This is a genomic window from Mycobacterium sp. (assembly GCF_035633495.1).
Taxonomy (GTDB): Bacteria; Actinomycetota; Actinomycetes; order Mycobacteriales; family Mycobacteriaceae; genus Mycobacterium.
On sequence record NZ_DASQEU010000093.1, the window covers coordinates 1 to 6,199 of the forward strand.

The following is a 6,199-nucleotide window of genomic DNA, read 5'->3' on the forward strand; positions in this document are numbered from 1 at the left end:
AAAAGGAGGAACGGACCATGAATCTTCAACTCGCGAGAGCCAGCACACTGGCCTCGCTGTCGGCCGCGGCACTGGGGGCCTTGGGATCCATCGCGGCCACGCCACCCGCGTCGGCCGACCCGCTGCCGTATGGCCCCGACACCTGCATCCAGGGGTTCGTCTGGCGGGACGGGCGTGCCGGCGACCACGTCTGCGTCACCCCCGACGTCCGCAGCCAGACGGCGGCGCAGAATGCCGCGGCCGCTTCGAACAAGGAGCCCAACGGTGGCCCCTACGGCCCGAACACCTGCAAGCAGGGCTTCGTCTGGCGTGACGCGTGGGGTGGTGACCAGGTGTGCGTCGTCCCTGCGGTCCGCGATCAGGCCGCCACGGACAACGCGGCAGCGTCGTCACGCAGGCAAACGAGCCAACCCGCGCCGCCGCCCCCGCCTCCGCCGCCCGCACCGAAGCAGGGACCAGGGGTCTCGTGGGATCCGAGGATCGGCGGTCTGACGGCCCACGTCACCGACCGCAGCGGCGTGAACTCGCAGTGCACGTACACGTCGGACTTCTACCAGCGGAGCTTCTTCCTGCCTGCCAACTCGACGTACGACCTGGTGATCGTCCCGGCCATCCCGAAGTTCCAGAACTGGAACGTCACGGTCAAGTGCGACAACGGCACCACTACGAACACCAGCGAGTTCTTCTAAGGAAGCGAGGTCCCCGGCGGCAGAGGGCACCGCCGGGGACCGCGTGGCGCGCTACTTCGCGTAGCGGGGATCGTTCTCCTCGCGCCACTTGAGTTCCTTCTGGATCCACTCGTTGTCCTGATCGAACTCCTCGGTCTCCGACACGCGGCGCACCTCGAGCTTGACGCCGGGACCCAGTGGGCACTTTCGTGCCCACTGCTTGGCCTCGTCGACCGATGACACGTCGAGGATCCAGAAGCCGTTGAACAACTCCTTCGCCTCCGCGTACGGGCCGTCGGTGACCACCGGCGGGTCGCTGCTGAAGTCGACGACGAAACCCTCTTCGGGTCCGGTCAGGCCCTCGCCGGCGAGCAGCACGCCCGCCTTGATCAGCTCCTCGTTGTAGGCACCCATCGCCGCGATGATCTCGCTGAAGTCGACGTTCTCCTCGACGAACTTCTCGGCTTCCGGGGTGGACCGCATGATCAGCATGTACCGCATTTCGTTGTCTCCTTCATCTCGGGGAAGGGGCGCGTCCATCGTGCCCTCGCAACTACGTCGAACGACACCCCCTGGAAATCGACAAGACGGGAAGAAGGAATTAAGCGAATTCTCGCGGGCCTCCTGCAAGGATGACCCGATGGCCGCTGACCTGGCATTCTTCGGGACCGTGCTGACCGTCGACGACGCCTGTCCCATGGCGGGCGCACTCGCGGTCGCCGACGGGCGTGTCGTCGCGGTCGGTGATCGGGCCGACGTCAAGGGCTTGGTCGGACCAGACACCGAGGTCGTCGAGCTCGGTGATGGTTGCGTCATGCCCGGACTGGTCGAGGCGCACGGGCATCCGTTGATGGAGGCGATCGTGCTGGCCGATCGCATCATCGACATCCGCCCCGTCACGATGCGCAGCGCGGACGACGTCCTCTCGGCCATCCGGCGGGAGGTCGCCGCGCGGGGTGGCTCGGGGGCGTACCTCAACGGCTGGGATCCCCTGCTTCAGGTCGGGCTGCCCGAGCCGACGCTGGAATGGCTCGACGGCACGGCTCCCGGCACTCCGCTGGTGATCGTCCACAACTCTGGCCACAAGGCGTACTTCAACTCAGCGGCCGCCCGGCATCTCGGGCTGAACCGCGACACCCCCGACCCGAAGGGTGCGAAGTACGGCCGCGACGCTTCGGGCGAACTCGATGGGACCGCCGAGGAGACGGGTGCGGTGTTGCCCCTCATCGGCGGCGCGATCGATCCGAAGGGCTATCCGGCAATGCTGCTCGCCGAGTGTGCGCGACTGAACCGGGCCGGCCTGACCACGTGCTCGGAGATGGCGTTCGACCCGATGTTCCGGCCGGCGTTGGACGCATTGCGGGGCGATCTGACGGTGCGGCTGCGGACCTACGAGATGTCCACCGCCGCCATGTCCACTGCCGAGGTGCCGGTCAACGGCGACGACATGGTCCGCCAGGTCGGCATCAAGATATGGGTCGACGGGTCGCCCTGGATCGGCAACGTCGACCTGTCCTTCCCGTATCTGGACACCGACGCCACCCGAACCATCGGAGTGACGCCCGGATCGTGTGGGCACGCCAACTACACCCGCGAGCAGCTGACCGAGATCGTCGCCGCCTACTTCCCGCTCGGATGGCAGATGGCCTGCCACGTGCAGGGCGACGCCGGAGTGGACACCATCCTGGACGTGTATGAGCAAGCGCTGCAAGCCAACCCGCGCGACGACCACCGGTTGCGGCTCGAACACGTCGGCGCCATCTCAGACGCGCAGCTACAGCGTGCGCACGACCTCGGCGTCACGTGCAGCATCTTCGTCGACCAGATTCACTACTGGGGCGACGTCCTGGTCGACGGCCTGTTCGGGCCTGAGCACGGATCGCGGTGGATGCCCGCCGGCTCGGCCGTCGCCACCGGGATGCGGATCTCGCTGCACAACGATCCGCCCGTGACTCCCGAGGAGCCGCTGCGTAACATCAGCGTCGCGGCCACCCGCGTCGCGCCGAGCGGTCGAGTGCTGGGGCCGGAGCAACGACTGACGGTCGACCAGGCCATCCGGGCGCAGACGCTGGACGCGGCGTGGCAACTGTTCGCCGACGACGTCATCGGCTCACTTGAAGTGGGCAAGTACGCCGACCTGGTAGTGCTGTCGGCAGATCCCCGGTCGGTGCCGGCGGAAGACATCGCGGACCTCGAGGTACGCGCGACCTACCTTGCGGGTCGTCGCGTTTATGTCGATTCCGGCTGACGGCCGCGATCGGCATGGCACGCTCGTTCCATGTCTGACCTGCCTGAACCTCGCTTCCTCGACGAACGCCTCGCGCACTGGGGGCACACCAAGCCCGACGAAGAGGCCATGACCTATCTCGGTCGAACCTGGACGTGGTCCGAGTGGGACGACCGGGTGCGGCGGCTGGCGGGGGCTCTGAAGGATCTCGGCGTCAAGCGTGGTGACGTGGTGGCGTTCCTCGACAAGAACCACCCCGCCTGCCTGGAGATGACGTTCGCCGCGGCGTCGCTCGGAGCGGCCAACGCCATCATCAACTTCCGGCTCGCCGCCGACGAGATGGACTACGTGCTCAACGATTCCGGCGCCAAGGTGCTGATCGTGGGGGCCGAGCTGAAACCGTCGATCGACAAGATCCGCGACAAGCTGCCGAAGCTGGAGAAGGTCATCGAGGTCGGTCCCGAGGGCAAGGAGGGCGACGAGTACGAGGCGTTGCTCGCGGCGGCGACGCCGGTCGACCGCTCGCCCGACGTCGATCCGGAGGACGTCACGATCATCATGTACTCGTCGGGCACCACCGGCCGCCCGAAGGGCGTGGCGTTGACGCAAGCCAACCTCATCGCGCACACCGTCAACGGCCAAGAGGGCTTCGAGTTCGACGAGGGCGACAAGAACATGGTGTCGATGCCGTTGTTCCACGTCGGCGGCACGTCGTATGCCCAGCTCGGCGTCCACACCGGCATCCCGAGCGTGGTGACGCGCGACGTCGACGGTGCGGCGCTGGTCGGCGCGATCCTGCAGGGTGCCAACCGGACGTTCCTGGTGCCCGCCGTGCTGGCGAAGGTGCTGGAGTCCGGCGAGGACGCGGTGAAGTTGTTCGGCGCCCTAAAGACGTACTCCTATGGCGCGTCCCCGATGCCGCTGCCGCTGTTGCGCGCCGCGCTGGAGGCCTGGCCGAACACCGACTTCATCCAGGCCTACGGGCTCACCGAGCTGTGCGGTGTGATCAGCCACCTGATGCCGGAGGACCATCGCTCCGACAACGTGGAGCGGCTGTCCAGTGCGGGCACGCTGGTGCCCAACGCCGAGGTCAAGGTCGTCGACCCGGACACGTTGGAAGAGATGCCTGCTGGCAGTCAAGGCGAATTGTGGTTCCGCTCAAAGCAATTGATGAAGGGCTATCTGAACCGGCCGGACGCGACGGCAGAGGCGATCACCGAGGACGGGTGGTTCCGCACCGGTGACATCGGCAGGGTCGACCAGGACGGCTACATCTTCGTCGAGGACCGGCTGAAGGACATGATCATCTCGGGCGGGGAGAACATCTACTCGATCGAGGTCGAGCGGGTGATCGCCGAACATCCCGCGGTCGCCGAGGTCGCCGTCATCGGTGTGCCGGACGAGAAGTGGGGTGAGTCGGTGAAGGCCGTCGTCGCGCTCGAGGGTGAGGCGACGGAGAAGGAGATCATCGCGTTCGCCCGCGAGCGGCTGGCTGCCTACAAGTGCCCCAAGACCGTCGACGTCGTCAAGGAGTTGCCCCGCAATCCCACCGGCAAGATTCTGAAGAAGGATCTGCGCCAACCGCATTGGGAGGCGGCCGGCCGCAAGGTCTAGGGGTCCTCCTAGGGCGATACTGCCGCGCTCCTCGCCCACGGTGCGAGCTGCCGGTAGGGATCGGTCGAGCGGATCTGCAACAGCGCGGCGAGGTCGGCCTCGAGTGCGGTCTTCACCCGTTCGCGTACCGTCGTGGCCCACTTCTCGGCGACCGCTCGCTTCGGTCGTGAGGTGTCGATCGGCGTTCCGAAGCGCAGGTACATGCGCTGCGGACGTGGAACCAGGGTGGGTCCGATGCCGCGCATCAACGGCATCGCCATGTCCGAGTCACCGGTCATGCGCGTGGCGAGCGGCTTCGTCATGCGAGCCCAACGTCCGTCGCTACTGGTCAACACGTGGTAGACGTCGTCGCCGCCGACCAACGCGACCGGGACGATGAGGTAGTCGTTCTCGATGGCCAGCCGGGCAAAACCGTTGCGGCCCTTCCACATCAGGGAGTACAGCTGATCGCTGGCCTTGTTGATCTCACGACCCCCGCCGGGGAACACCAGGATGGGCTCGTCGGATCGCATGAGTTCACGTGCGGCGTCGGGTGTTCCCACCACCGCACCGAGAGCCGCGAACACGTCCGCCGCCAGGCCCTTGAAGTTGCCGAACCTGCGATCGGCCAGCGGCCGGAGCCGGATGCCGATCTGGCGACGCACCAGGTAGGGAATCAGGAGGGCTTCGGTCCCGGCCTGGGTGTGATTGCCGACCAGAAGGAAGCGGCCATCGGGCGGCAGGTTCTCCAGCCCATCGACGTAGGGCTCGAACGCCGACACGACCGGGTCGACGCGGTCTGCGACGTTCTCGATCCACCGCTGAAGGGTCGACACCGGGATGAGCCTCATGATCAAAGTATAGTGCACACGCTGCAGTAATTGCACATACTGCATCCAATGCGCGGTGTGTACGATAAGCCGGTGGCACCGCCGGAAGACCTACGAGCGCGCAGACGCCGCGACACGGCACGCGACGTGCACCTCGTGGCGCTGCGGTTAGCTCGCGAACGCGGCTTCGACGCCGTGACCGTGGAGGCGATCAGCAAGGAGGCCGGCATCGCACCGCGCACGTTCTTCAACTACTTCCCGACCAAGGAGGCCGCCGTCGTGCACGGCCCGTTCGACCTGGCGGAGTCCGACGTCACTGCGTTCTGCACGGGTCCAACGGTGCCGTATCCGGAACTCTTGGGCGAACTGGTCGGCCTGCTCACGGCCAATCTCGGCAGTGATCCGCCCAGTCGCGACGAACTCCACGACGTCCTCGCCGTGTCGCAGGCCCATCCCGGTGTACTCGCAGCGATGCTGGGCCAGTTGGAGGGTTTTCAACGTCGCGTCGCCGGTCTGGTCGCCGATCGACTCGGTAGCCCGGACGACGACGAGGTCGCCAACTTGATCGCGGCGCTCGCGCTGACCGTCCTTCGTACCGGCTTCGACCGATGGGCCGCGAGCACGACGACGGGCTCGGAGGATGATCCCGTTGCGCACATCGACCATGCCGCGGCGTTGATGAGCAAGCTGTTCAGTCCAAGCTCGCGCGGGCCAAAGCGCCGCTAGGCGTGGCCATTCGACGACCCGTTCGAGCCGTTGGACCCGTTGCCGTTGGTGCCTTGCCGTTCCTTGAGTGCGATCTGGGCGCGGTGTTCGGCGGCGTGGGCGGCGTCGACGAGTGCGGTCTGTTCGCCTTCGGGGTCGGGGTAGAGGAAGCTGCC

The 6,199-nt window shown here is 66.7% G+C and carries 5 protein-coding genes and 1 pseudogene; 4 read left to right on the top strand and 2 right to left on the bottom strand.

Annotation, left to right across the window (positions count from 1 at the left end; all coding sequences use genetic code 11):
- Positions 1-689, top strand: a pseudogene (locus VET27_RS14110) (hypothetical protein); the annotation flags it as partial.
- A 51-nt stretch (positions 690-740) separates the two neighbouring features.
- Here VET27_RS14110 and VET27_RS14115 read toward each other — a convergent pair.
- Positions 741-1,169: a YciI family protein gene (locus VET27_RS14115; protein WP_526519096.1), complete on the bottom strand. Its 429-nt coding sequence runs from the start codon at positions 1,167-1,169 to the stop codon at positions 741-743.
- A 139-nt stretch (positions 1,170-1,308) separates the two neighbouring features.
- On the opposite strand from VET27_RS14115, the gene VET27_RS14120 reads away from it, so the two are divergent.
- Positions 1,309-2,916: an amidohydrolase gene (locus tag VET27_RS14120; protein ID WP_526519098.1), complete on the top strand. Its 1,608-nt coding sequence runs from the start codon at positions 1,309-1,311 to the stop codon at positions 2,914-2,916.
- A gap of 30 nt (positions 2,917-2,946) precedes the next feature.
- Complete coding sequence (locus VET27_RS14125; RefSeq protein WP_526519100.1) at positions 2,947-4,509, top strand: long-chain-fatty-acid--CoA ligase; 1,563 nt, start codon at positions 2,947-2,949, stop codon at positions 4,507-4,509.
- A gap of 8 nt (positions 4,510-4,517) precedes the next feature.
- Here the strand turns inward: VET27_RS14125 and VET27_RS14130 are convergent, their stop codons facing one another.
- Positions 4,518-5,339: a lysophospholipid acyltransferase family protein gene (locus tag VET27_RS14130; protein ID WP_526519102.1), complete on the bottom strand. Its 822-nt coding sequence runs from the start codon at positions 5,337-5,339 to the stop codon at positions 4,518-4,520.
- Positions 5,340-5,411: 72 nt separating this feature from the next.
- Between VET27_RS14130 and VET27_RS14135 the strand changes: the two genes are divergently transcribed.
- A complete protein-coding gene (locus VET27_RS14135; RefSeq protein WP_526519104.1) occupies positions 5,412-6,044 on the top strand; it encodes a TetR family transcriptional regulator in 633 nt (210 codons plus the stop codon).
- The last annotated feature ends 155 nt before the right edge of the window (positions 6,045-6,199 follow it).

Excerpts from the sequence above, each read along its gene's own strand:
- VET27_RS14130 (WP_526519102.1), bottom strand. The coding sequence starts at position 5,339 with ATGAGGCTCATCCCGGTGTCGACCCTTCAGCGGTGGATCGAGAACGTC.
- VET27_RS14115 (WP_526519096.1), bottom strand. The coding sequence starts at position 1,169 with ATGCGGTACATGCTGATCATGCGGTCCACCCCGGAAGCCGAGAAGTTC.
- VET27_RS14120 (WP_526519098.1), top strand. The coding sequence starts at position 1,309 with ATGGCCGCTGACCTGGCATTCTTCGGGACCGTGCTGACCGTCGACGAC.
- VET27_RS14125 (WP_526519100.1), top strand. The coding sequence starts at position 2,947 with ATGTCTGACCTGCCTGAACCTCGCTTCCTCGACGAACGCCTCGCGCAC.